This window comes from Janthinobacterium sp. GW458P, assembly GCF_002127585.1.
In the GTDB taxonomy this organism is placed as follows: Bacteria; Pseudomonadota; Gammaproteobacteria; order Burkholderiales; family Burkholderiaceae_D; genus Janthinobacterium.
Genome location: NZ_NEGZ01000013.1, coordinates 33,343 through 56,777 on the forward strand (window position 1 = coordinate 33,343; position 23,435 = coordinate 56,777).

Consider the following 23,435-nt stretch of genomic DNA (forward strand, 5'->3'; position numbering starts at 1 on the left):
AAAAACATACTAATATAAAGAGACACCATATGGACATGAGCGTATTCGACCTGTTTAAAATCGGCATCGGGCCGTCGAGTTCCCACACCGTGGGGCCGATGGTGGCGGCGCGGCGTTTTCTGGTCGAATACGGTCCGCTGGACCAGGTGGTGGGCGTCGAGGCGGCCCTGTATGGCTCGCTGGCGCTGACGGGCGTGGGCCATGCCACGGACAAGGCCGTCATTCTGGGCCTGATGGGCGAAACGCCGCAGGACGTGGCGCCCGACGAAGTCGACAGCAAGCTGGCCGCCATCGAGGCGGCCGGCGAGATCGCGCTGCTGGGCACGCGCGTGGTGCCGTTTACGGCCGCCACGGGCTTGATCTGGCATAAAAGCGCATCCTTGCCCGAGCACCCGAACGGCATGCGCTTTACGCTGAAACTGCTTGATGGCAGCCGCGTCGACAAGGTGTATTACTCGATCGGCGGCGGTTTTATCCGCGAAGCGGAAGAAGTTCAAACTGCGGCGCAGGCGGGCGCGGACGTGGAACCGGCGGCCAGCGCGCGGGTCGTCTTCCCCTTCGACACCATGGAGCAGTTGCTGGCGCATGGCGTGGAAAGCGGTCTGTCGATCCCTGAAATGCTGCGCGCCAACGAGTGCGTCAAGCGCAGCGAGGCGGAACTCGATGAAGGCCTGGACCGCATCTGGCACGTCATGCGCGACTGCATCGCGCACGGCCTGGAAACGACGGGCAACCTGCCGGGCGGCCTGAACGTCAAGCGCCGCGCCGCCAAGCTGTGGCGATTGGCGCAGGAAGCGAAGGCGTCGGACAACCGCGCCAACGACTTGCCGCACGACGCCGTGCACCTGGTCAGCCTGTACGCGATGGCCGTCAACGAGGAAAACGCGGCCGGCGGGCGCGTGGTCACTGCCCCGACGAATGGCGCCGCCGGCATCATCCCGGCCGTGCTGCGCTACTACGCGCAGGATTGCCGCCCCAGCGACCCGGTCGGCGGCGTGCGCCGCTTCATGCTGACGGCGGCCGCCATCGGCATGTTGTGCAAACGCAATGCCTCGATCTCGGGCGCCGAAGTGGGTTGCCAGGGCGAAGTGGGCGTGGCCTGCGCCATGGCGGCGGCCGGCCTGGTGGCGGCCCTGGGCGGCACGAACGAGCAGATCGAAAACGCGGCCGAAATCGGCATCGAGCACCACCTGGGCATGACCTGCGACCCCATCGGCGGCCTGGTGCAAATCCCCTGTATCGAGCGCAACGGCATGGGCGCAGTGAAAGCGATTACGGCCGCCTCGCTGGCGTTGAAGGGCGACGGCACGCACTTCGTCAGCCTCGACGAAGTCATCGAAACCATGCGCCAGACGGGCGCGGACATGCAGGACAAGTACAAGGAAACGTCCTTGGGCGGGCTCGCCGTGCACGTGATTACCGTCAACCACGCCGCTTGTTGAGGGCGACGCGATAAACCTGCTGCGCAGCCCACTCTCGCGTTGGCGTTGCTCGCTGTACCCTGGTACAGCTGCGCTACTCAACGCGACATTGGGCTTGCTCGCTACGGTTTCTCGCACCGCCGCGACGTCCCGTGCGACTCATTAAAATCGTGTCGTCGGCGTAGATCGGCTTAGCCCGCATGGCGTAAGCCGACATAAGCAAAGCAGTAAACCGACAGCCACCACCTCACTCCTCCTCGAACAACTGCTCCAGCCTGCGCGGGTAGTTATTCAAAAAATCGCGCGTCACGGCGTAGTGTTCCGTGTCTTCATAGGCCACCTCGTGGATGCCGCCGCCCGTAAACATGAGGATTTTCGCGTTCGGGTAGGCGAGTAAGATCGGCGAATGGGTGGCGATGATCAGCTGCGAGTCGTCCTGCACCAGCTGGTGGATCACGGACAATGCCGCCAGCTGGCGGCTGGGCGACAGGGCCGCCTCGGGTTCGTCCAGCAGATACAAGCCCTTGCCCCGCAGCTTGTTGATCAGGGTCGCCATGAACGCTTCGCCGTGCGACTGCGCGTGCAGCGACTTGCCGCCATAGCTTTCCAGGTATTCGGGCATGTCGTCCATATAGGTGGCGACATTGAAAAAGCTCTCGGCGCGCAGGAAATAGCTGTCGTCGGGCTTCTTGTAGCTCTTGCTCAGGCGCAAGTGCGCGTGCAGGCCCGATTCCTCGTCCGACGGCAGGGCGATGCGCACGTTGCGCGTGCCGCCATCCTTGCCGAAGCCCAGCCCCACGGCCAGCGCTTCGAGCATGGTCGACTTGCCGCTGCCGTTTTCGCCCACGAAAAACGTCACGTCGCGGTGGAAATCCATGTGCACGAAGTCGCGGATAGCGGGAATGGTGAACGGATAGTGATCCAGATCAACGACAGCATCGGGGCGCAGCGTGGCGCTTTGCAGATACGGTTTTTTACTCAGCGACATGAGCGCTTCCATGAATGACCCGCAGGCGGGCCGACAAGCACCAGTGTGGCGCAAATCGGGCAGGGGCGCCAGTAGGCGCGCCTGTCTTTGCCGCCGGGCTTGATTTCGGTGCCGGTTATTTCCATTTGGAAATGGTTTCCCCTTGACAGGCTGTGCCATTTGACAACAGCCGCACATCCCGCCGCTCGCGCAGCCGCGCGGCAGACGCGACGGATTCGCCTTGGGCGCCGCCTCGCACTATAATATCCGCTGCCATTCATGATCAACCGCACTCAGCTCAACTGGACTCTTCAAATTTATGCATTACGTGTCTACCCGCGCTGACAAAGCGCCATCGAATCCGCAGCAATTCTCCGACATCCTCCTGGGCGGCCTGGCCCCCGATGGCGGACTGTATCTCCCTGAACACTACCCGCAAGTCAGCGGTGCCGAGCTCAACGCCTGGCGCACATTGTCGTATGCCGACCTGGCCTACGAAATCCTGAAGAAGTTCGCCACCGATATCCCGGCCGCGGACCTGAAGGCGCTGACGGCGAAAACCTATACCAAGGCAGTCTACAAGAACGCCCGCGCCGGCGAAAACGCGGCCGACATCACGCCGCTGCGCGTGCTCGAAGAAAGCCTCGTCAAGGGCGGATCGACCACTTTGATGCTGCAGGCGCTGTCGAACGGCCCGACGCTGGCCTTCAAGGACATGGCCATGCAGCTGCTGGGCAACCTGTTCGAATACACGCTGGCCAAGACGGGCGCCGAACTCAATATCTTCGGCGCCACCTCGGGCGACACGGGCAGCGCGGCCGAATACGCGATGCGCGGCAAGCAGGGCATCCGCGTCTTCATGTTGTCGCCGCACAAGAAAATGAGCGCCTTCCAGACGGCGCAGATGTTCAGCCTGCAAGACCCGAACATCTACAACATCGCCGTCGAAGGCGTGTTCGACGACTGCCAGGACATGGTCAAGGCTGTGTCGAACGACCTGCCGTTCAAGGCGCAGCAGAAGATCGGCACCGTCAATTCCATCAACTGGGCGCGCGTCGTGGCGCAGGTCGTGTACTACTTCCGCGGCTACCTGGCGGCCACCACCAGCAATGAGCAGAAAGTGTCGTTTACGGTGCCGTCTGGCAACTTCGGCAATATCTGCGCCGGCCATATCGCCCGCATGATGGGCTTGCCCATCTCGAAACTGGTGGCGGCGACGAATGAAAACGACGTGCTCGACGAATTCTTCCGCACGGGCGTCTACCGCGTGCGCAAGTCGGCCGAGACCTACCATACGAGCAGCCCGTCGATGGATATCTCGAAGGCGTCGAACTTCGAGCGCTTCGTCTACGACCTGGTGGGCCGCGACAGCGAGCGCGTGCGCGCCCTGTTCACGAAAGTGGAAACGCACGGCGGCTTCGACTTGTCCGGCAAGCCGGGCAGCGACGGCGACGAGTTCAAGCTGGTGGCCAGATATGGCTTCAAGTCGGGCAAGTCCACGCACCAGGACCGCCTCGACACCATCCGCGACGTGGCCGACGACTACGGCATCACCATCGACACGCACACGGCCGACGGCATCAAGGTGGCGCGCGAGCACCTGGAGCCGAACGTGCCGATGATCGTGCTGGAAACGGCGCTGGCGGCCAAGTTCAACGAAACCATCCTCGAAGCGCTGGGCGTGGACGCGGAACGGCCAAACGGCTTCGAAAACATCGAGGACTTGCCGCAGAAGTTTGTTGTGATGGGCACGGACGTGGAAAAAATGAAGGCGTACATCGCCGCCAATACGGGGCTGTGATGGGCGCGCCTATCGCAGAACGCAAGCCCATGCTGTCGGTGGCCGAGGCGCAAGCCTTCATGCTGGGCGCGGCGCGCCCCGTGACCGAGGTGGAGCTGGTCGACACCATGCGCGCCAACGGCCGCGTGCTGGCGGCCGCGCAGACGTCGACCCTGAACGTGCCCGAGCGCGACAACACGCAGATGGATGGCTATGCCGTGCGCGCGCAGGATTGCGCCAGCGGCGCGGCCAGCCTGCCCGTGTCGCAGCGCATCGCGGCCGGCCACGTGGGCCAGCCCCTGCAGCCGGGGACGGCGGCGCGCATCTTCACGGGCGCGCTGATCCCCGAAGGCGCCGATTGCGTCGTGATGCAGGAGCAGTGCAGCGTGCTTGACGGCGTGGTGACGGTCAACCACGTGCCGCAGGCGGGCGAATGGGTGCGCCGCCAGGGCGAGGATATCCGCGCCGGCGGCGTCATCCTCGGCGCGGGCCGGCGCCTGCGCAGCCAGGAAATGGGCCTGGCCGCATCCGTGGGCCTGGCGCAAGTGCCCGTGCTGCGCAAGCTGCGCGTGGCCGTGTTTTTCACGGGCGACGAGCTGGCCATGCCGGGTGAGCCTTTGGCGCCGGGCGCCGTCTACAACTCGAACCGCTTTACCTTGCGGGGACTGCTGGAAAACCTCGGCTGCGAGATCACGGATCTGGGCATCGTGCCCGACAGCCTGGAAGCGACGCGCGCCGTGCTGCGCCAGGCGGCGCAGGGCAATGATCTGATCATCACCTCGGGCGGCGTGTCCGTGGGCGAGGAAGACCATATCAAGCCGGCCGTGGAAGCGGAAGGGCGGCTGAACATGTGGCAGATCGCCGTCAAGCCGGGCAAACCCCTGGCCTTCGGCGAAGTACGGGACGCCTTCTTTGTCGGCTTGCCCGGCAATCCTGTCTCCAGCTTTGTCACCTTTTTACTGTTCGTGCGCCCGTTCATTCTGCGCCTGCAGGGCGTGGCGGGCAATCTGGCGCCGCGCAGCTACCAGCTGCCGGCCGCGTTCGAGCGCCTGAAGGCGGACAAGCGCAACGAGTTTTTGCGCGCCAAGGTCAATGAGGACGGCGCGCTGGAACTGTTCGCCAACCAGAGTTCGGGCGTGCTGACGTCCACCGTGTGGGGCGACGGCTTGATCGACTGCCCGCCGGGACTGTCGATTGCGCGCGGCGACATGCTGCGCTTTATCCCGTTTAACGAATTGCTGTACTAAGGAAGTCTTGATGAAGATCAATCTGCGTTTTTTTGCCAGCGTGCGCGAGCTGGTGGGCACGGCCCAGGAAGTGCTGGAAGTGGCCGGGCCGCTGACGGTGGGCGAGGTGCGAACCCTGCTGATCGCCCGCGGCGGCAACTGGGAACATGCGCTGGCGCAGGGCCGCGCGCTGCGCATGGCGCATAACCAGGTGATGTGCGATGCCGATGCCGTGATCGCTGAAGGCGACGAGGTGGCGTTCTTCCCGCCCGTGACGGGCGGCTGATCCCGCTTTTCAAACAAGACGGCCACTTCATCGAAGTGGCCGTTTTTTCATGGCGACCTGGTTTTCGGCTTGTTCCCGTCGCAGGCGGCGCAGGCGACAGCCTTGCGGTAGCGCCAGTATTTCGAACCGATGAAGATGGCCGACGCCACCAGCGACCAGGCCAGAGCGCTGAGGATGTCGGCCTGGCTGGTCGTGCCCTTGCTGTATTCGACCACCGTCAGGATGATGAATAAGATCGAACTGGCCAGCAAATAGCGGGAAATCCAGAATCCTGCGCCCATGTGTTTCTCCTTTTGTCGTCGCGTTGTCGCGTGAAGTTGCAGCGCTGATCGCTGCGGCACGTCCGCGCAGTATGCCTCATTTTTGGGCGAGATCGCCATCGGCGGGCCATGTCCGGCCCAATCTCGACTAAAATGCCGGGGTTTTCACCGTCTTCCCAGCCTGCCATGACCAACTCCAGTTCCCCTCCGTTTCACATCGCCGTCATCGGCGGCGGCCCCGCCGGCCTGATGGCCGCCCAGGCGGCCAGCGAGCAGGGGGCGAGGGTGGAGCTGTTCGACGCCATGCCGTCCGTCGGCCGCAAATTCCTGCTGGCGGGGCGCGGCGGCATGAACATCACGCACGCGGAAGGCTACCAGGCCTTCGTCTCGCGTTATGGCCGGCAGGCGCAGCGCGTGAAGCCGGCGCTGGACCAGTTCGGCCCGCAAAAGGTGCGCGACTGGGTGCACGGCCTGGGCGTCGATACCTTCGTCGGCTCGTCGAACCGCGTCTTCCCGACCGACATGAAGGCGGCGCCCCTGCTGCGGGCCTGGCTGCACCGTTTGCGCGAAGCGGGCGTGCAATTTCACATGCGCCACCGCTGGACGGGCTGGCAGGACGGCCTGCTGGCCTTCGCCACGCCGGACGGCGAGCGTCTGTGCCGTTTTGACGCCGTGATCCTGGCGCTGGGCGGGGGCAGCTGGGCGCGCCTCGGTTCCGACGGCGCCTGGGTGCCGCTGCTGCGAGGGCAGGGCGTGGCCGTGCAGGCGCTGGCGCCGGCCAATTGCGGCTTCGACGTGGACTGGAGCGCGCATTTCAGCAGCCGCCATGCGGGCGAGCCGCTGGCGACGGTGGCCATTTCGGCGCGCGACATCGATGGCTGCATGATCAAGCGCCAGGGCCAGTTCGTCATCACGGCGGGCGGCGTCGAGGGCAGCCTGATTTATGCCTTGTCGGCCGCCCTGCGCGAGCAGATTGCGCGCGACGGCCACGCCACCATCTGGCTCGACCTGGCGCCAGACCACAGCCATGAGCGCGTATTCGAGGAAGTGACGCGCCCGCGCGGCGCCCGCTCCATGTCCAGCCATTTGCAAAGCCGGCTGGGCATCAAAGGGGTGAAATCGGGCCTGCTGCGCGAATGCCTGAGCGCGGCCGACTTCGCCGACGAGGCCAGGCTGGCGGCCGCCATCAAGCTGCTGCCCGTCACGCTCAAGCGCCCGCGCCCCATCGATGAAGCCATCAGCAGCGCCGGCGGCGTGGATTTCGACGGCGTCAAAGGCAGCATGCTGCGCGCCATGCCGGGCGTGTTCGTGGCCGGGGAAATGCTGGACTGGGAAGCGCCCACGGGCGGCTACCTGCTGACGGCCTGCCTGGCGCAAGGCAAGGCGGCCGGCGAGCAGGCGGTCAGTTGGCTGGACGGGAATTTTTGAAATTACAACAGCATTTGATCGTTAGCGCCACGACGCTGTTCACAATCGTAGCGAGCGGCCCCGAGTTGTGGCTGAGAAGCGCAGCTGTACTGAATACGGGGCCGCCGAGGCAGCGAGCATCGCCAGCCGCACGTCACGCCGCGCAGTAGATTGTGAGCTGCGTCATCATCAATGCCAGATGATGTCGCCTGAACCGCTCTTTTGCGCATCGCGCTGGCGCGGGTTGCCGTGGACGTGGATGTCGCCGCTGCCGCGCAGGGTCAGGTTGGCGGCGTCGCGCACGAAGACGGTGCTCTGGCCCGAGCCTTGCAGGCTGACGCTGGCCTTGTCGGCCGCCAGATGCTCGGCGTCGATATCGCCCGAACCGCTCAGGTCGGCGCGCAGGAATTTCGTGTTGCCGCTGGCGGCCAGGCGGCCGGAACCCACCATTTCCAGCACCACGCTGTCGCTGTTGCCGGCATTGATGTCGAGGTCGCCACTGCCGTTGACGGTGGCGGCAACCTGCTTGTAGCGTCCGGTGAAGCTGACGTTGCCTGAACCCATTAATTCCAAAATAAAACTATCGCCGGAAAAACCCGTGATCTTGCTGTCGCCATTGCCGTGTACGTCCACGCGGACGAGGGCCGGCAGCACCAGTTCCACCTGCAGCGGCTGGCGGTGGTGGAACAGCATGCCTTTCGGGCCGATATGCAGGGTCGTGCCGTCCTGCGTCGTATCGACGTTCGACAGCAGGCGTTGCTCGCCGCTCACTTTCAGCGACGGCGTGGCGCCGCGCCGCAGCACCAGGTCGATGGGGCCGGCCAGGTCGATGCTGGTGATGCTGGCGGAAACGGGCCGGGTATCGCTGCGCACGGCGCGCCCCGCCGCGCTGCTGGGGCTGCTGATGCCCTTGGCGCGCAGCGCCGCATATGACATGGCGATCAGCACCAGGGCCAGCAGGAACATGGACAAGCCTACTTTGAATAAGCGTTTCATGGCAGCCTTTCTAGTGACCCTTGAGCAGGGAGATATTCATGGCGATGTAGCGCTTGATGCCGATCAAGGTGTATCGCGTGACCACCAGGCTGAGCAGGAAGATGGCGATGCCGCCCAGCAGCATGCCCATGCCGAACACGGTTTGCGTCGTGCGCGCATCGCGGTCCATGTCCGTCGAGATGCGGATGCCGCCGCCGGCCAGCGCTTCGGCCCGCTCCATCACGCGCGATGAGGCGCCCGGCGCGTCGGCGTCGCCCCTGGTGGGCAGGGGCACATGATTCACTTCGATGCCCGCGTCGCCGATGGTGATGCGCGTTTCGCGCCGCTCGCCCCCCTCGTCGTCGTGGACCAGCATATGGCGCAGGGGGCCGTCGAGCACCAGTTCGTTGGCGCCGGACAGGCCGCTGGCCGTGATGGCGATGCCGGCCAGGTAAAAGCTCAGGCCGACGGCGTACAGGGTGGCCAGCAGGGCCGCGTAGACGGCGGCCGGCACCACCATGAAGAGGTTGAAGATGGCCAGGCCCACCAGCGAGACGAGCAGGCGCAGCAGGTTGACGGGGGTTTTCTTCTGCTCGAAGGCCTGGCGGTGGGTGTTGCTGCGCAAGGTCAGGGCGATCTTTTTCGGGTCGCCCAGCTCCTGGGCAATCTCCTGCTCGCTGCGGCCCGCCGCCGCGCCTTCGATGAAGGTCTGTTCGTAGTAATCGAGCGTCTTGGCCACCAGGTCCGGTGGCAAGCCCGCCAGCGCGCGCCGCAGCGCGTCGAGATAGTCTTGTTTATGCATGGTCATGGTATCCGGTCGCTGGCGCCGCGTCAGCCGACTGCCGGCAGCAGCATGCCCGCCTGGCTCAGCAGCATCGGCGCCTGCCGCCCTTGCTGGCCATCGGCCACGATGAACACGGCCAGCGCCACGCCGGCCAGCAGCGCAACGGTGATCAAGCCGGTTTTCAGGTGGGGGATGGTGTGCATGGCGTTCCTCGTGGCAATTGGTTTGTCGATGATCAAACTGTACCCAGGTGGCGGCCGCCGCACCAGCACGGTGCGACAGAATGCACTTTGCTGGGGCCCAGCGGCAACCGGGCACGATGCACCGTCAAGTCTGTTTGGCCGCCTTGCCCTTGGTGACGGCCCTGGCCGCGGCCACGCCGCTGCGCACGGCCGCCTCGATGGTGGCAGGGTAATCTTGCGTGCGGTCGTCATTGGCCGTGTAGTCGCCGGCCAGCAGCAGGCCCGGCATGCCGCTGGCATTGCCGGGACGCAGCAGATCGGGCGTGCAGGCAAAGGTGGCGCGCTTTTCCGTGATCAGCTGGGTCCAGGCGGGCCGCGCCAGCTTCGGGCGCCGCAAGACCTGCGCCAGCTGGGCCGCGATCGCCTGCGCCAGCGGCCCGTGGCCTTGCTCGGCGGCGGGGCCGGATGCGCTGATGACGACGGCCAGCAAGCCCGCCTGGTGCGCGTCGAGCTGGCCCCGGTCGAAGACGAACTGGCCCCAGTGCTGGTGCTGCGGCGCATCGACGAGCGCGTAAAACGGCAAGTCCAGGCGCACGCTGGCGTCGTACTGCAGGTAGCAGGTGCTGATGGCTTCCGGCGTGAACGCTTGCATGCGGGTAATGGCGTCGTCGAGGCGGGAGTCGCGCACGCCTTGCAGCAGCGCGGCCGCCTGCACGGACGAGGTGGCGACGATGACGGCGTCAAAGCCGTCCCCGTCATCGAGCCGCCAGCGGCCATCGGGCAATGCGTGCACGGCGCCGATCTTGGCGCCCGTGCGCACTGCGCCGCCATGCTGTTCCACGTAGCGGGCGGCCGCCTCGGGCAGCAGGGCGGACAGGTCCGTTTTCGGGATCAGCATGTCGGACGCGCGGCGGCGGCTCGCGCCCAGGCTGTCGCGCAGCACGTTGATGAAGACGCGGGCCGAGGCCCGTGCGGGCGGCGTGTTGAGCGCGGCCAGGCACAGCGGGTGCCACATCAGGCGGTTCAAGGTCTCCGTCTGGTCGAAGCGCTGCAGCAGTTCGCTGACCGTGCAATCGTGGTACAACTGCCAGCCCATCCATCGCATGGCCGTGGAAAAGCGCATCAGCGACAGCTTGTCGGCGCCTTGCAAGCCCTGGGCGCGCAGCAGGGCCCAGGCCAGGTGCAGCGGCGCGGGCAGGCGCGGCGCGATGAAATCCATGCCGTTGGAACCGGCCGGATAGCGCATCTGCAGGGGCAGCGACAGGATCAGTTCGGCCGGGTCTTGCCCTGCGAGCTTGATCAGGCGCAAGGTTTCCGTGTAGGCGCCCAGCAGGATGTGCTGGCCGTTGTCGAGTACGCTGCCTTCGCGGTCGACCCGGCGCGCCCGTCCGCCCAGGGTGCGCGCCGCCTCGTAGACGGTGACGGCATGGCCGGCGCGCGCCAGTTCCATGGCCGCCGCGCAGCCGGCCCAGCCGGCGCCGATGACGGCGCAGCGCTGCTTCACGCTACGCTCAGCCACGAACCCAGGTCTTCCACGCCAGCCACAGTTTGCGGATCGGCGTGAGCGAGATGCGCTGTTTCAGCACGTGGTAGCCGTCGCGCTCGACTTCATTGAGCAAGGTGCGGTAGATGGCGGCCATGATCAGGCCAGGGCGCTGGGCGCGGCGGTCTTCCGCCGGCAGCAGGGCGAACGCCTCGTCATAGGCTGTCTGCGCGCGCGCCACCTGGAAGCGCATGAGGTTTTCAAAGTTCTCGCTGTGGCGCGCATTGAGCAGGTCGGCCGCCGTCACATTGAACTGTTGCAATTCGCTGATCGGCAGATAGATGCGCCCCTTGCGCGCATCCTCGCCGACGTCGCGGATGATGTTGGTCAGCTGGAAGGCGTGGCCCAGCTTTTCCGCGTACAGCAGGGTTTCCGGGCGGGTCGCGCCGAAGATGCTGGCCGACAAGATACCGACCACGCTGGCCACGTGCCAGCAATAGCGGCTCATGGCCTGGTAATCGAGGTAGCGGGTCTGGTTCAAGTCCATTTCCATGCCGTCGATGATGGCCTGCATATGCTTTTCTTCCAGTTGATACACGGCCAGGTGCGGCTCCAGTGCGCGCATCACGGGATGCGTGGGGATGCCCTCGTACATGGCCTTGACTTCCTTGCGCCACCAGACCAGCTTGGTGCGTGCCACGGCTTCGTCCGTGCATTCGTCGACCGTGTCATCGACTTCGCGGCAGAAGGCGTACAGGGCCGTGATGGCCTTGCGGCGCTCGGCCGGCAGGAACAGGAAGCTGTAGTAGAAGCTGGAGCCGCTCTGGGCGGCCTTTTGTTGGCAGTATTCGTCGGGAGACATAGTCAAAAGAGCAAGGGTTGCAGATCGAAGCCGCTATTCTATCGTCTTACAGAGTGGCCGACGGGGGAAAAGCCGTTTTTACTTGCGTCTCTTGACGCAGGCTTTTGCGCGACATGCGCAGGGCGCGCCAGAATATGATCAGCCAGTCGCGCTTTTCCAGCTTCGGGCGGCGGCGGAACACGTCGTAATTGACGGCCTCGATGCATTCGAGGATGCGCAAGCCCCCTTGCACCACCAGGCGCAGCTCCCAGCCGATGCGCCCGCGCAAGCGCAGGGCCAGCGGCGCGCCGGACAGCATCAGGGCCCGCGTGCGCGCCACCTCGAAGCGCATCAGCGCGCTCCACTTGCCATGCGCCTCGGGCCGCTCGAAGGCGGCGGGCGAGACGGCGAAGCGGCTCAGGTCCTCCATCGGCAGGTAGATGCGTTCCTTTTGCTGGTCGATGGCAACGTCTTGCAAGAAATTAATTAATTGCAAAGCTGAACATATCGCATCGGAATCGCGTACATTCTCTTCATCGGCCGCGCCGTACAGGTGCAGCATCAGCAGCCCCACGGGGTTGGCGGAGCGGGCGCAGTAGTCGAGCAGCTCCTCGAAGCTGGCGTAGCGCGTCGTCTGCACATCCTGCTTGAAAGCGGACAACAGATCGTGGAAGGGCTTGAGCGGCAGCTGGAATCTGGCGATGACGCCCGCCAGGCGCTCGAACATGGCGGCGTTCTCTCCCGCATGGCCTTCGCCACGGGCGATGCGTGCCAGGGCCGCCTCGTAGGCGTGCAGGGCGGCCAGGCGTTCGGCCGGCGCGGCGTCGCCTTCATCGGCCAGGTCGTCGGCGCTGCGGGCGAAGGCATAGATGGCTTCGACGGCGGGCACCAGGCGGCGCGGCAGTAAAAATGATGCTACAGGAAAATTTTCGTAATGATCTACAGGCATTGAACACGCTTCTTTAGTGTTGCAGTTTTTTAATCTCGAGATTAATGACGCAAAAGTCACTAAAAACTTTTACTCGCGATTATAATTAATAACCAGAAAGTCAGTAAGGGGCCGGGAGTGCCTCCGATGACGCCACTGATATTGTCACAAATTTAAGGATATCGCGTGTAAAAAAGTTGGGCCAGCAGCATTTGGCAGGCAAAAAGTTTCTTCACGCAAAAATCCAACAGCCCGCATAGTAAAGGAAAATACCTTGTTTGCCCTGAAAACCCTGCGCCGCGAGACCGGCGCGCCCACGCTTCCCGCCCTGCGCCTGATGGCTGCCGCCGCCCTTGCCATGACCCTGGCGGCCTGTTCCAAGCCGGCCGTCAAAGTCGAGGACGTGCGCCCCGTGCGCGCGATTGTGTTGTCTAGTAGTAATGTCGATGTGAATGCGGAACTGGCGGGCGAGGTCGTGCCCCGCGTGGCGTCGCAACTGGGTTTCCGCGTGGGCGGCAAGATCGTCGCGCGCAAGGTGGACGTGGGCGCCGTCGTGACCAAGGGGCAGGTGCTGATGCAGCTTGACCCCGTCGACTTGCAGCTGTCGCAGGCCCAGGCCAGGGCGTCGCTGGTCAGCGCGGAAACGAGCCGCGACCTGGCGCGCGCGGAATTGAAGCGCTACCAGGACTTGCGCGAGAAAAATTTCGTCAGCCAGGCCGTGCTTGACGGCAAGGACGCCACCTACAAGGCGGCGCAGGCGAACGTGGAAGCGGCGCAGGCCCTGTACCGGGGCCAGGCCAACCAGTCCGGCTACGCCAGCCTGCTGGCCGATGCGGACGGCGTCGTCACGCGCATCGAGGCCGAAGTGGGGCAGGTGGTGGCGCCCGGCACGCCCGTTGTCGTGGTGGCCAGGAGCGGCGAGAAGGAAGTCGTGATCGGCATTCCGGAAGACAAGGTCGAGACCTTGCGCAAGGTCAAGGACGTCACCGTGCGCCTGTGGGCCGACCCGCAGCAGGGCTTGCCGGGCAAGATACGCGAAGTGTCGCCCGTGGCCGACCCCGCCACGCGCACCTATGTGGCCAAGGTCAGCATCCCCGATGCGCCGCAGGCGCGCCTGGGCATGACGGCCGTGGTGCAGTTCGCCTCGCAATCGGCCACGCCGCAGATCAAGGTGCCCTTGACGGCCCTGTTCAATGAGAAATCGCAAAGTTCCGTGTGGGTGGTGGAAAACGGCGCCGTGAAACTGGTGCCGGTGATGGTGGGCGGCGTGGCCGGCAATGAATTGCTGCTGACCTCGGGCGTGAAACCCGGCCAGACCGTGGTCACGGCCGGCGTCAATCTGCTCAAGCCTGGCCAGAAAGTGACCATCCTCGGCGCCGAACTGGCCGCCAAGCCCGCTGTCGCCGCTGCCGCCGTCAGCGTGGGTGCCGCCAAATGAAGGGCGGTTTCAATCTGTCGCGCTGGGCGCTCGAACACATTCCGCTGACGCGCTACCTGATGGCCGTGCTGCTGATCGGCGGCATGCTCAGCTACGCCAGCCTGGGCCAGGACGAAGATCCGCCGTTTACTTTCCGCGCCATGGTGCTGCAAGCCTACTGGCCCGGCGCCACGGCCCTGCAGATGGCCGAGCAGGTGACGGACAAGCTGGAAAAGAAGCTGCAGGAAACGCCGTACATCAATGAAATCACCAGCTATTCGAAGCCGGGCGAAACCCTGATCCTGCTGGAGCTGCGCGAATCGGCGCCGCCCAAGGAAACGGCTGCCGCCTGGTACCAGGTGCGCAAGAAGATCGGCGACATCAAGGGCACCTTGCCGGCCGGCGTCGTGGGCCCGTTCTTCAATGACGAGTTCGGCGACACCTACGGTTCCATCTTCGCCCTGTCCGGCGACGGTTTCACGTATGCGGAAATGAAGGATTACGCGGACAAGGTGCGCCAGGAGCTGCTGGCCGTGGGCCAGGTGTCGAAAGTGGAACTGTTCGGCGTGCAGGATGAAAAGATCAATGTTATCTTTTCGCACAAGAAGTTTGCCCAGCTGGGCATTCCTTTTGACGCCATCGTGCAGCAACTGTCCGAGCAAAACAGCATCAACGCCACGGGCGTGCTGGTGACGCCGACGGACAATCTGCAAGTGCGCGTGACGGGCGCCATGGTCACCGTCAAGGACCTGGAAAACCTGGAACTGCGCGCCAACGGCACCACTTTCCGCCTCGGCGACTTTGCCACCGTGAAACGTGAATTCGTCGATCCGCCCAAGGACAAGATGCGCTTCAACGGCAAGGAAGTGATCGGCCTGGGCGTGTCGATGGAAAAGGGCGGCAATATCATCGACATGGGCAAGGCCTTGCAGGCGACGGTGACGCGCATGAAGGGCGAATTGCCGGTCGGCATAGAATTGCAGCGCGTGTCGAACCAGCCGGAAGCCGTGTCCGCGTCCGTGGGCGAGTTCGTGCATACCCTGATCGAAGCCATCCTGATCGTGCTGGCCGTCAGCTTTGTCGCGCTGGGCTTGCACACGAAACCGTTGCGCATCGACGTGCGGCCCGGCCTGGTGGTGGCGCTGACCATCCCGCTGGTGCTGGCCGTCACCTTCCTGTGCATGCGCCTGCTCGACATCGACTTGCACAAGATCTCGCTGGGCGCCCTGATCATCGCGCTGGGCTTGCTGGTCGATGACGCCATCATTGCCGTCGAAATGATGGTGCGCAAGATGGAAGAAGGCTACTCGCGCTTCGACGCGGCCACCTTCGCCTACACGTCGACGGCCATGCCCATGCTGACGGGCACCCTGATCACGGTGGCGGGCTTCCTGCCTATCGGCCTGGCCAAGTCGGCTGCCGGCGAATATACGTTCTCCTTGTTCTCCGTCAATGCGCTGGCCCTGATCATCTCGTGGGTGGTGGCCGTCGTCTTCACTCCTTACATCGGCTACGTCTTGCTGAAAGTCAAGCCGCACGCGCATAACGACCATGAATTGTTCGATACCCCCAACTTCCGCCGCTTCCGCCGCACCGTGGCCTGGTGCGTGGAATGGCGCAAGACGACGATCGCCGCCACCCTGGCCATCTTCGCGCTCGGTATCTATGGCTTTAACTTTATTGAAAAGCAATTCTTCCCCGATTCCAGCCGTCCGGAACTGATGGTGGAACTGTGGTCGCCCGAAGGCACGACGTTTGCCGCGAATGAAAAGCAGGTGAAGAAATTCGAAGCTTTTGTGGGCAAGCTCGACGGCGTGGAAAGCGTCACCAGCTACGTGGGCACGGGCAGTCCCCGTTTCTACCTGCCGCTGGACCAGATCTTCCCGCAGACCAACGTGTCGCAAGTGGTGATCCTGCCGAAGAGCCTGGCGGACCGCGAACAGCTGCGCCAGAAGATCATCGACGTCTTCAAGAAGGATTTTCCGGAAGTGCGGGGCAGGGTAAAACTGTTGCCGAACGGACCGCCGGTGCCGTATCCCGTGCAATTTCGCGTCACGGGCCCGGAAGTGGCCGGCGTGCGCGCCATTGCCGACCAGGTCAAGGACCTCATGCGCGCCAATCCGAACACCCTGGGCGTCAATGATAACTGGAATGAATCGGTGAAGGTGCTGCGCCTGGACCTGGACCAGGACAAGATGCGCGCGCTGGGCGTCACCTCGAAAACCGTGATGCAGGCGGCCAATACGATACTGTCGGGCACCGTCATCGGCCAGTTCCGCGAAGACAACAAGCTGATCGATATCCAGGTGCGCCAGCCGCTGGAGGAGCGGGCGACGATTTCCGTGCTGAACGACACGAATATCCCGACGGCAAAGGGCAAGTCCGTGCCCATCTCGCAGCTGGCCCGCGTGCATTTCGTGTGGGAGCCGGGTGTCGTCTGGCGCGACAAGCGCGAATGGGCCATTACCGTGCAGTCGGACGTGGTCGACGGCATCCAGGGCGCGACCGTGTCGACGCAGCTGGCGCCGCAGCTCGACGCCTTGCGCGCCACCATGCCGGACGGCTACCGCATCACGGTGAAAGGCGTGGCGGCCGACAGCGGCGAGGCGGAAGCGTCGATCGCGGCGAATCTGCCGCTGGCCATCTTCATTATCTTTACCTTGCTGATGCTGCAGCTGCACAGTTTCTCGCGTTCGCTGCTGGTGTTCCTTACGGGGCCGCTGGGCGTGGCGGGGGCCGCGTTTGCCTTGCTGCTGCTGCACCGTCCGCTGGGCTTCGTGGCCAATCTGGGCGTCATCGCGCTGTTCGGCATGATCATCCGCAATTCCGTGATCCTCGTCGACCAGATCGAGCAAGACATCAAGGACGGCTCCACGCCGTGGGACGCCATCATTGACTCGGCCGTGCGCCGCTGCCGTCCCATCGTGCTGACGGCCGCCGCCGCCGCGCTGGCCATGATCCCGCTGTCGCGTTCGGTCTTCTGGGGGCCGATGGCCGTCGCCATCATGGGCGGCCTGATCCTGGCGACGGCATTGACGTTGCTGTTCCTGCCGGCCCTGTATGCGGCCTGGTTCCGGGTCAGGAAGCCGGAGGCGGCGGCAAGGGAAGTGAGTACGCCAGCTGTGTAGTGCCCTGGCGGGTGGCCGCATGGCGCATGCGCCGGTTCCCCCGGCCGGCGAAAATGCCGGGGTCGTACCCTGAGGGTGCGACCCCGGTGCTTGCTTTTGGGGTGAAAATGCCGCCGACTGGCCGGTGGCGCTGCTCCCAGGCGCAGCAAAAAAAAGGCGGCATTCCTCTGGGAAATCCAGTAGAATGCCGCCTTTGCTTTACCGAGCGCTTGCTCCGGGCTTGCTCAATGAGTCCGCGGTAGCCAGATCGCTCCCGAGTTGTTAAAATCAGGGGTGGCAGCAAAGTGGTATGTACAAGCTGCATACAAAAGATGCGGATGTGGTGGAATTGGTAGACACGCTGGTCTTAGAAGCCAGTGCTTCGGCTTGGGAGTTCGAGTCTCCCCATCCGCACCAATCCGGGTTGTTCCAGCCCGGACGTGCAGCGCCATCAAGTTTTTCCTTAGTGTTCCTCAGCCCATTCCTCAGCCCAGCGCGCCCAGTGCGGCCAGTTGTCGGCTCGACTGTTGCACCATCTGCATGATCAGCGCCTGCGCCTGCGGGTAGCCGGCTCTTTCCATCATCGTGACATCGTATGCCAGCGGCATGAGCGCCTGCAGCACCTGTTGCCGCGCCCGCGGCCAGCCTTGCGCCGCGTCAAGGGTGCAGGGCGGCATGTCCCTGTCCAGCAGGTGCAGGGCCGCCCGCGCCTGCGCCAGTTCCTGTTGCGCCGGCAATACGGGCAGGTCGCCGCGCGGCGGCGGCTGGCGCGCCAGATAGGTGTCGAGCTTGCGGCTTTGCCGCTCATACAGGTCGAGCAGCAAATGCACGGTGGCGCCGGCGGGCCGCGGTTGCGTGTCGAGTGCGTCGAGCACGGCCAGCAGCCAGTCCGTCATGTGCCGCCCGGCCAGCCCCAGTTCCGGCCTGCTAGTGCTGTGCAATTGCTCGCCCAGGTAGCGGGCGCGGTCGATGGCGCGCCGGCTGCCGCTCATGTGCTGGCCGATGGGGCCGTACAGGGGCGCCAGCGCCGTTTCATGCCGTTCTGCAAGCAAACACAGCAGCGCTAAATGGACGTAGACGTGAAAGGCGGCCAGTGTGCGGTGTGCATCCCAGTATTGATTGCCGTCATCATCGGGCGCATTCCACAGCGAGCAGACCCTGGCGCCGTCCGCGCGCGCGTAGCCGGGCGCCAGCAGGCTGTGGCCGTGGCGGAAGTCGTACAGTTTCTGGTGCAGCGCTTCGTGCAGCAAGTGCTCGGCCAGCCACCAGGGATTGCCGATCAGTTCCTGGTTCAGGAAGAGGCTGCCATTGACGCGAAATTGCGAACTGGACGCCTTGCCGCGCCAGACGCCCAGCTTGGGAAACAGGGCGATCAGTTGAACGTGAGAAAGTGCGCTGGCCGTCAGCCGGGGCAGCAGGGTTTCCAGCAGGCACAAGCCGCGGCGCAGCAGCGCCCGTTCATGCGGCGTGGGCGTGGCCAGCGGCGCGCCGTAATTGACTTCCATCACAGCAAGGAAAGCGGAAGCATAAGGCGTGCCATCCTGCCAGGCATGCCATATGTACGTGTCTGCTTCGCTGCCCGCGTCGGCGTCTTTGTCGCCCATGGCGCGCCGCTTCCGCTCTTGGTGCAGGCGCGCCATGGGCGGCAGATGGGCCGTCAGCGGGCCGCCGGGCAGGCCCGCGTCCAGGTGCGCGCTGGCCGCCTGGAACAGGGCCGCGCATTGCGGCAGCGGCAAGCCGTAGTCGTCGCCCAGGTGCAGCTGGCGCATGGCGTGCTGCACGGCGCAGCGCAGCACGGTGTCGCCGGTCAGCTGGCGTTGGCGCGCGGGCGTCGCCCCGTCGAGCCGCCGCGCCAGCTGCCGCGCCGCGGGCATGCTGGCACCCACCTTGTGCAGCCGTCGCCGGTAGGCCACGGCCAGCTGGTCGCGGATATAGACGCTGTCGCCGAAGGCGCGGTGCCGCACCAGCGCCGTTTCGACGGCGTCGAGCACGTCGGGGCCGGGCAGGGCGGCGCGCAGCGAGTGCACGGGCGGGCGCCGCGTCAGGCGGCCGTCGGGTGGTCGTGGTCGTGGTGGCCGTCGCCCTTCATGCGCAACTCCATTTCATCGACTTCCGTCTGGATTTTTTGCAGATCGTCGTCCGTTACGCCGTCGAGCAGGCGGCCGAGGACCATGTGCAGTTTGGCTTTGGCGTTGCTGGCGCTGCCGGGTGTGCTGTCGCTCATGATGTTTTCTCCTTTAAATTCACTTGGAGGGGAGGGCCGGGACTTAGGTTTGCCTGAAAAATGGCCAAATTGAGGCAAATCAAAGGTTTTTTGCCCGAAATCTTCGCCGTGAGCGCATTTCTTTGTTTCGGACGGAGCGCCAGTTCGCATATACTAATGAACGAAGCAGGCTGGAAAGCCTGTCTCTGGCGAAATAATGAATGCCGGGGCAAGAGTAAAGACAGGGCAGACCCAGGCTGTGGCGATTCGTTCGTCACCGCTGGCATCCTCTGTGGCCGGGCCGCAAAGCCAGCCACTTCTCCGAAGTCCTTTGTTATAATGCCACGCTTTACCGAATGATGGCCGGCCCTGCGATTTAATGAGAAGCATGGCTGGACGCTCGGAGCCCTGTCGCAGCATTGCAAGCGGCGGATTGTTTGGTGCCTGGTGCGGGTTTTCCCTCAGCCGGGTAGACCAGGTCCATCGTCCTGCTTGCAATGCTTTTACAGATGAATATGCGAGCGAGTGAAGCTGGACCCAGGTCTTGCCGCCAGTGATGGCGCAAGGGGTCGGGTCTTCTTCTCTCGTACCAACAGTGTTTATTTTTTGGACGATTTTTTACATGGCAACTGCAGTCGAAACCTTGGGCAAACTCGAACGTCGTATCACGATCTCCTTCCCGCTGACGGACGTCCGCACGGAAGTTGAGAAGCGCCTGAAAGTGCAAGCCCGTACGGCTAAGGCACCGGGCTTCCGTCCGGGCAAAGTGCCGTTGAAAATGGTCGCAGCACAATACGGCTACCAGATCGAATCCGAAGTGCTGAACGACAAAGTCGGCCGCGCTTTCAACGACGCCGCCAACGAAAACAACCTGCGCGTGGCCGGTTTCCCGAACATCGTGCCGAAAGAAGAAGCGGCCGAAGGCCAGCTGGCTTTTGACGCCACGTTTGAAGTGTATCCGGAAGTCGCCATCGGCGACCTGACGGCCGTTGAAATCGAAACCGTGCAAGCCGATGTGTCGGAAGCCGAAATCGACAAGACCATCGACATCCTGCGCAAGCAGCGCGTGCACTTCCACACCAAGGGCGAAGCTGGCGAACACGGCGACGGCGGCGAGGCTATCGCTGCCAACGGCGACCGCGTGACCGTCGACTTCGTCGGCTCGATCGACGGCGTTGAATTCCCAGGCGGCAAAGCTGAAGGCTACGCTTTCGTGCTGGGCGAAGGCCGCATGCTGCCGGAATTCGAAGCAGCGACCCTGGGCCTGAAAGTAGGCGAGTCGAAGACTTTCCCGTTGTCGTTCCCAGAGGACTACCACGGTAAAGACGTGGCCGGCAAAACCGCCTCGTTCACCATCACGCTGCAAAAGCTGGAATGGGCGCACCTGCCGGAAGTTGACGCCGAATTCGCCAAGTCCCTGGGCGTTGCCGATGGCGACCTGGCCAAAATGCGCGAAGACATCAAAGTCAACCTGCAGCGCGAAGTCGCTGGCCGCGTGAAAGCACGCAACAAGGAAGCCGTCATGGACGCGCTGATCAAAGTTGCTGAGCTGGAAGTGCCAAAAACGCTGATCGCCCAGGATTCCGAGCGCCTGGCCGAAATGACCCGCCAGGACATGGCGCAGCGCGGCATGAACGTCAAGGACGTGCCTTTCCCGGCAGAACTGTTCGCGGAAAAAGCCGAGCGTCGCGTACGCCTGGGCCTGATCCTGTCGCAGCTGGTCGGCGACAACAAGCTGCAGGCTACGCCTGAGCAAGTCAAGGCGCAGATCGAAGATTTCGCCCAAAGCTACGAAGATCCGCGCGAAGTGCTGAAGTACTACTACAGCGACCGTCGCCGCCTGGGTGAGATCGAAGCCCTTGTTTTGGAAGAAAACGTCGTCACTTACGTGTTGGGCCTGTCGAAAGTCACGACGAAAGCAGTTGCTTTCGACGAACTGATGGGAAGCAACGCACAAGCGTAAACCAGTTGGTATCCGGATGCCGCTCCCGGCCGTAGGGCCGGGGCGGCGCCCTCTAACTGCTTCACAAGGAAATGAAATGACAGGTATGAACCGTAATCCGGCGCTGGACACAGAGATGCTCGGCCTGGTGCCGATGGTGGTGGAACAAAGCGGCCGCGGCGAGCGCTCGTATGATATTTACTCGCGCCTGCTGAAGGAACGCTTGATTTTCATGGTCGGCCCGGTCAATGACCAGATGGCCAACCTGGTTGTCGCCCAGCTGCTGTTCCTGGAAAGCGAAAATCCGGAAAAGGAAATCTCGCTCTACATCAACTCGCCAGGTGGCTCGGTTTCGGCCGGCATGGCCATCTACGACACCATGCAGTTCATCAAGCCGGACGTCTCGACCCTGTGTACCGGGATGGCCGCCTCGATGGGCGCCTTCCTGCTGGCCGCCGGCGCCAAGGGCAAGCGTTTCTCGCTGCCGAACTCGCGCATCATGATTCACCAGCCGTCCGGTGGTTCGCAAGGCATGGCGTCGGACATCGAGATCCAGGCAAAGGAAATCCTTTACCTGCGTACGCGCTTGAACGGCATCATGGCCGAGCGCACGGGCCAGTCGATCGAACAGATCGCCAAGGACACCGACCGCGACCGTTTCATGTCCGCCGACGAGGCCGTTGAGTATGGTTTGATCGACAAAGTGTTGACCAGCCGCGCTTGATGAGCCCCTACCGATATTGCTAGATAAGTAATTAAGCGCCCGGGCGATCAAACGTTCGGGCGTTTCGCTTTTATTTCGGGTAGCATGGAGCTTGTGCACGTTGTTGACTTGCGCCATGGGTAGCGGCCTTTTGGGCAACTACCGCCATCCGGCTTGCGATTTTGCAATATTGTTAATGCAGTTCCAACCAAAATGCCTTATGTCAGACAAAAAATCCTCTAGCGGCGAAAAATTACTGTATTGCTCGTTCTGCGGCAAAAGCCAGCACGAGGTGAAGAAACTCATCGCCGGGCCGTCCGTGTTCATTTGCGACGAGTGCATCGACCTGTGCAACGACATCATCCGTGATGAAACGTCGAGCATCGAGACGGTGACCGGTACCAAATCCGACCTGCCGACGCCGCAAGAAATCGCCGCCTTGCTCGATCAGTACGTGATCGGCCAGCAGACTGCCAAGCGCATCCTGTCGGTGGCGGTGTACAACCATTACAAGCGCCTCAAGCACCTGGGCAAGAAAGACGACATCGAACTGGCCAAGAGCAACATCCTGCTGGTCGGTCCTACCGGTTCGGGCAAGACCCTGCTGGCGCAGACCCTGGCGCGCATGCTCAACGTGCCGTTCGTGATCGCCGACGCCACCACCCTGACCGAAGCCGGTTACGTGGGCGAGGACGTGGAAAACATCATCCAGAAGCTGCTGCAAAGCTGCAACTACGATGTCGAGAAAGCCCAGCGCGGCATCGTCTACATCGATGAAATCGACAAGATTTCGCGCAAGTCCGACAATCCGTCCATCACGCGCGACGTGTCGGGCGAGGGCGTGCAGCAAGCCTTGTTGAAACTCATCGAAGGCACGATGGCTTCCGTGCCGCCACAAGGCGGGCGCAAGCATCCGAACCAGGATTTCGTGCAGATCGACACGACCAACATCATGTTCATCTGCGGCGGCGCCTTCGACGGCCTGTCGAAAGTGATCGCCAACCGCTCCGAGAAGAGCGGCATCGGCTTCTCGGCCACCGTGCGCAGCAAGTCGCAAAGCTCGGCCAGCGAACTGATGTTGCAGGCGGAGCCGGAAGACCTGGTCAAGTTCGGCCTGATCCCGGAACTGGTCGGTCGTCTGCCCGTCATCGCCACCCTGGCGGAATTGACGGAAGAGGCGCTGATCCAGATCCTCGTCGAGCCGAAGAATGCGCTGATCAAGCAGTATTCGAAGCTGCTCGAGATGGAAGGCGCGGAACTGGAGATTCGTCCGGCCGCCCTGCACGCGATCGCCAAGAAGGCGCTGGCGCGCAAGACCGGCGCCCGTGGCCTGCGTTCCATCCTGGAACATGCTTTGCTGGACGTCATGTACGAACTGCCGAGCGAACAAAATGTGGTGAAGGTCGTCATCGACGAAAATACCATTACCAGCGGCGCCAAACCTTTGTTGATTTATCAAGAGACTGCCAAAGCCTCCGGAGAAAATTGATTACTGCTGAGACAAATGCTTAAAAAGGGTTTTG

The 23,435-nt window shown here is 63.5% G+C and carries 20 protein-coding genes and 1 tRNA gene; 11 read left to right on the top strand and 10 right to left on the bottom strand.

What is annotated here, in order from left to right:
- The first annotated feature begins 29 nt into the window (after nt 1-29).
- Nucleotides 30-1,442: an L-serine ammonia-lyase gene (locus tag CBW50_RS10455; RefSeq protein WP_086145480.1), complete on the top strand. Its 1,413-nt coding sequence runs from the start codon at nt 30-32 to the stop codon at nt 1,440-1,442.
- Between the two features lie 226 nt (nt 1,443-1,668).
- On the opposite strand, the gene CBW50_RS10460 is transcribed toward CBW50_RS10455, so the two are convergent.
- Nucleotides 1,669-2,409, bottom strand: coding sequence for an AAA family ATPase (locus CBW50_RS10460; protein ID WP_172404725.1), 741 nt, complete (start codon nt 2,407-2,409; stop codon nt 1,669-1,671).
- Nucleotides 2,410-2,707: 298 nt separating this feature from the next.
- Between CBW50_RS10460 and thrC the strand changes: the two genes are divergently transcribed.
- The 3 genes from thrC to moaD are packed head-to-tail and all read left to right on the top strand — an operon-like array spanning nt 2,708 to nt 5,680.
- Nucleotides 2,708-4,189 (top strand): threonine synthase, encoded by a 1,482-nt coding sequence (gene thrC, locus CBW50_RS10465; protein WP_086145482.1) that lies wholly within the window; start codon nt 2,708-2,710, stop codon nt 4,187-4,189.
- Nucleotides 4,189-5,415: a gephyrin-like molybdotransferase Glp gene (gene glp, locus CBW50_RS10470; RefSeq protein ID WP_226935628.1), complete on the top strand. Its 1,227-nt coding sequence runs from the start codon at nt 4,189-4,191 to the stop codon at nt 5,413-5,415. Before thrC ends, glp begins: the two co-directional genes overlap by 1 nt.
- 10 nt (nt 5,416-5,425) lie before the next feature.
- The gene (gene moaD / locus CBW50_RS10475) at nt 5,426-5,680 is read left to right on the top strand and encodes a molybdopterin converting factor subunit 1 (protein ID WP_086145483.1); all 255 of its coding nucleotides are present in this window, start codon (nt 5,426-5,428) and stop codon (nt 5,678-5,680) included.
- A gap of 47 nt (nt 5,681-5,727) precedes the next feature.
- Here moaD and CBW50_RS10480 read toward each other — a convergent pair whose 3' ends face one another.
- Complete coding sequence (locus CBW50_RS10480) at nt 5,728-5,961, bottom strand: hypothetical protein (RefSeq protein ID WP_086145484.1); 234 nt, start codon at nt 5,959-5,961, stop codon at nt 5,728-5,730.
- A 165-nt stretch (nt 5,962-6,126) separates the two neighbouring features.
- Between CBW50_RS10480 and CBW50_RS10485 the strand changes: the two genes are divergently transcribed.
- Nucleotides 6,127-7,368, top strand: coding sequence for a TIGR03862 family flavoprotein (locus tag CBW50_RS10485; RefSeq protein ID WP_086145485.1), 1,242 nt, complete (start codon nt 6,127-6,129; stop codon nt 7,366-7,368).
- Between the two features lie 168 nt (nt 7,369-7,536).
- On the opposite strand, the gene CBW50_RS10490 is transcribed toward CBW50_RS10485, so the two are convergent.
- From CBW50_RS10490 to hpnC, 6 genes are all read right to left on the bottom strand, one after another.
- Nucleotides 7,537-8,343 (bottom strand): head GIN domain-containing protein, encoded by an 807-nt coding sequence (locus CBW50_RS10490; RefSeq protein WP_086145486.1) that lies wholly within the window; start codon nt 8,341-8,343, stop codon nt 7,537-7,539.
- 10 nt (nt 8,344-8,353) lie between these two features.
- Nucleotides 8,354-9,124 (bottom strand): DUF1700 domain-containing protein, encoded by a 771-nt coding sequence (locus tag CBW50_RS10495; RefSeq protein WP_086145518.1) that lies wholly within the window; start codon nt 9,122-9,124, stop codon nt 8,354-8,356.
- 29 nt (nt 9,125-9,153) lie between these two features.
- Nucleotides 9,154-9,309 (bottom strand): hypothetical protein, encoded by a 156-nt coding sequence (locus CBW50_RS29325; protein WP_157792394.1) that lies wholly within the window; start codon nt 9,307-9,309, stop codon nt 9,154-9,156.
- A 124-nt stretch (nt 9,310-9,433) separates the two neighbouring features.
- Nucleotides 9,434-10,807, bottom strand: a complete 1,374-nt coding sequence (gene hpnE / locus CBW50_RS10500) for a hydroxysqualene dehydroxylase HpnE (RefSeq protein WP_086145487.1) — start codon at nt 10,805-10,807, stop codon at nt 9,434-9,436.
- Nucleotides 10,800-11,633 (bottom strand): presqualene diphosphate synthase HpnD, encoded by an 834-nt coding sequence (hpnD, locus tag CBW50_RS10505; RefSeq protein ID WP_086145488.1) that lies wholly within the window; start codon nt 11,631-11,633, stop codon nt 10,800-10,802. Before hpnD ends, hpnE begins: the two co-directional genes overlap by 8 nt.
- Nucleotides 11,634-11,679: 46 nt before the next feature.
- The gene (gene hpnC, locus CBW50_RS10510) at nt 11,680-12,561 is read right to left on the bottom strand and encodes a squalene synthase HpnC (protein WP_086145489.1); all 882 of its coding nucleotides are present in this window, start codon (nt 12,559-12,561) and stop codon (nt 11,680-11,682) included.
- A 253-nt stretch (nt 12,562-12,814) separates the two neighbouring features.
- On the opposite strand from hpnC, the gene CBW50_RS10515 reads away from it, so the two are divergent.
- The 3 genes from CBW50_RS10515 to CBW50_RS10525 all read left to right on the top strand — a co-directional run bounded on the left by CBW50_RS10515 (nt 12,815) and on the right by CBW50_RS10525 (nt 17,481).
- Nucleotides 12,815-13,978, top strand: coding sequence for an efflux RND transporter periplasmic adaptor subunit (locus CBW50_RS10515; protein ID WP_086145490.1), 1,164 nt, complete (start codon nt 12,815-12,817; stop codon nt 13,976-13,978).
- A complete protein-coding gene (locus tag CBW50_RS10520) occupies nt 13,975-17,085 on the top strand; it encodes an efflux RND transporter permease subunit (protein ID WP_086145491.1) in 3,111 nt (1,036 codons plus the stop codon). Before CBW50_RS10515 ends, CBW50_RS10520 begins: the two co-directional genes overlap by 4 nt.
- Before the next feature lie 313 nt (nt 17,086-17,398).
- Nucleotides 17,399-17,481, top strand: a tRNA-Leu gene (locus tag CBW50_RS10525).
- Between the two features lie 68 nt (nt 17,482-17,549).
- On the opposite strand, the gene CBW50_RS10530 is transcribed toward CBW50_RS10525, so the two are convergent.
- Both CBW50_RS10530 and CBW50_RS10535 read right to left on the bottom strand, forming a co-directional pair.
- Nucleotides 17,550-19,091, bottom strand: a complete 1,542-nt coding sequence (locus CBW50_RS10530) for a hypothetical protein (RefSeq protein ID WP_086145492.1) — start codon at nt 19,089-19,091, stop codon at nt 17,550-17,552.
- A 14-nt stretch (nt 19,092-19,105) separates the two neighbouring features.
- Complete coding sequence (locus CBW50_RS10535) at nt 19,106-19,288, bottom strand: hypothetical protein (protein WP_086145493.1); 183 nt, start codon at nt 19,286-19,288, stop codon at nt 19,106-19,108.
- Between the two features lie 601 nt (nt 19,289-19,889).
- Between CBW50_RS10535 and tig the strand changes: the two genes are divergently transcribed.
- The 3 genes from tig to clpX all read left to right on the top strand — a co-directional run bounded on the left by tig (nt 19,890) and on the right by clpX (nt 23,401).
- The gene (gene tig, locus CBW50_RS10540) at nt 19,890-21,230 is read left to right on the top strand and encodes a trigger factor (protein WP_086145519.1); all 1,341 of its coding nucleotides are present in this window, start codon (nt 19,890-19,892) and stop codon (nt 21,228-21,230) included.
- Nucleotides 21,231-21,306: 76 nt separating this feature from the next.
- On the top strand, nt 21,307-21,933 hold the full coding sequence (gene clpP / locus CBW50_RS10545) for an ATP-dependent Clp endopeptidase proteolytic subunit ClpP (RefSeq protein ID WP_034751013.1): 627 nt from the start codon (nt 21,307-21,309) through the stop codon (nt 21,931-21,933).
- Nucleotides 21,934-22,132: 199 nt separating this feature from the next.
- Nucleotides 22,133-23,401, top strand: coding sequence for an ATP-dependent Clp protease ATP-binding subunit ClpX (gene clpX, locus CBW50_RS10550; RefSeq protein ID WP_010398446.1), 1,269 nt, complete (start codon nt 22,133-22,135; stop codon nt 23,399-23,401).
- The last annotated feature ends 34 nt before the right edge of the window (nt 23,402-23,435 follow it).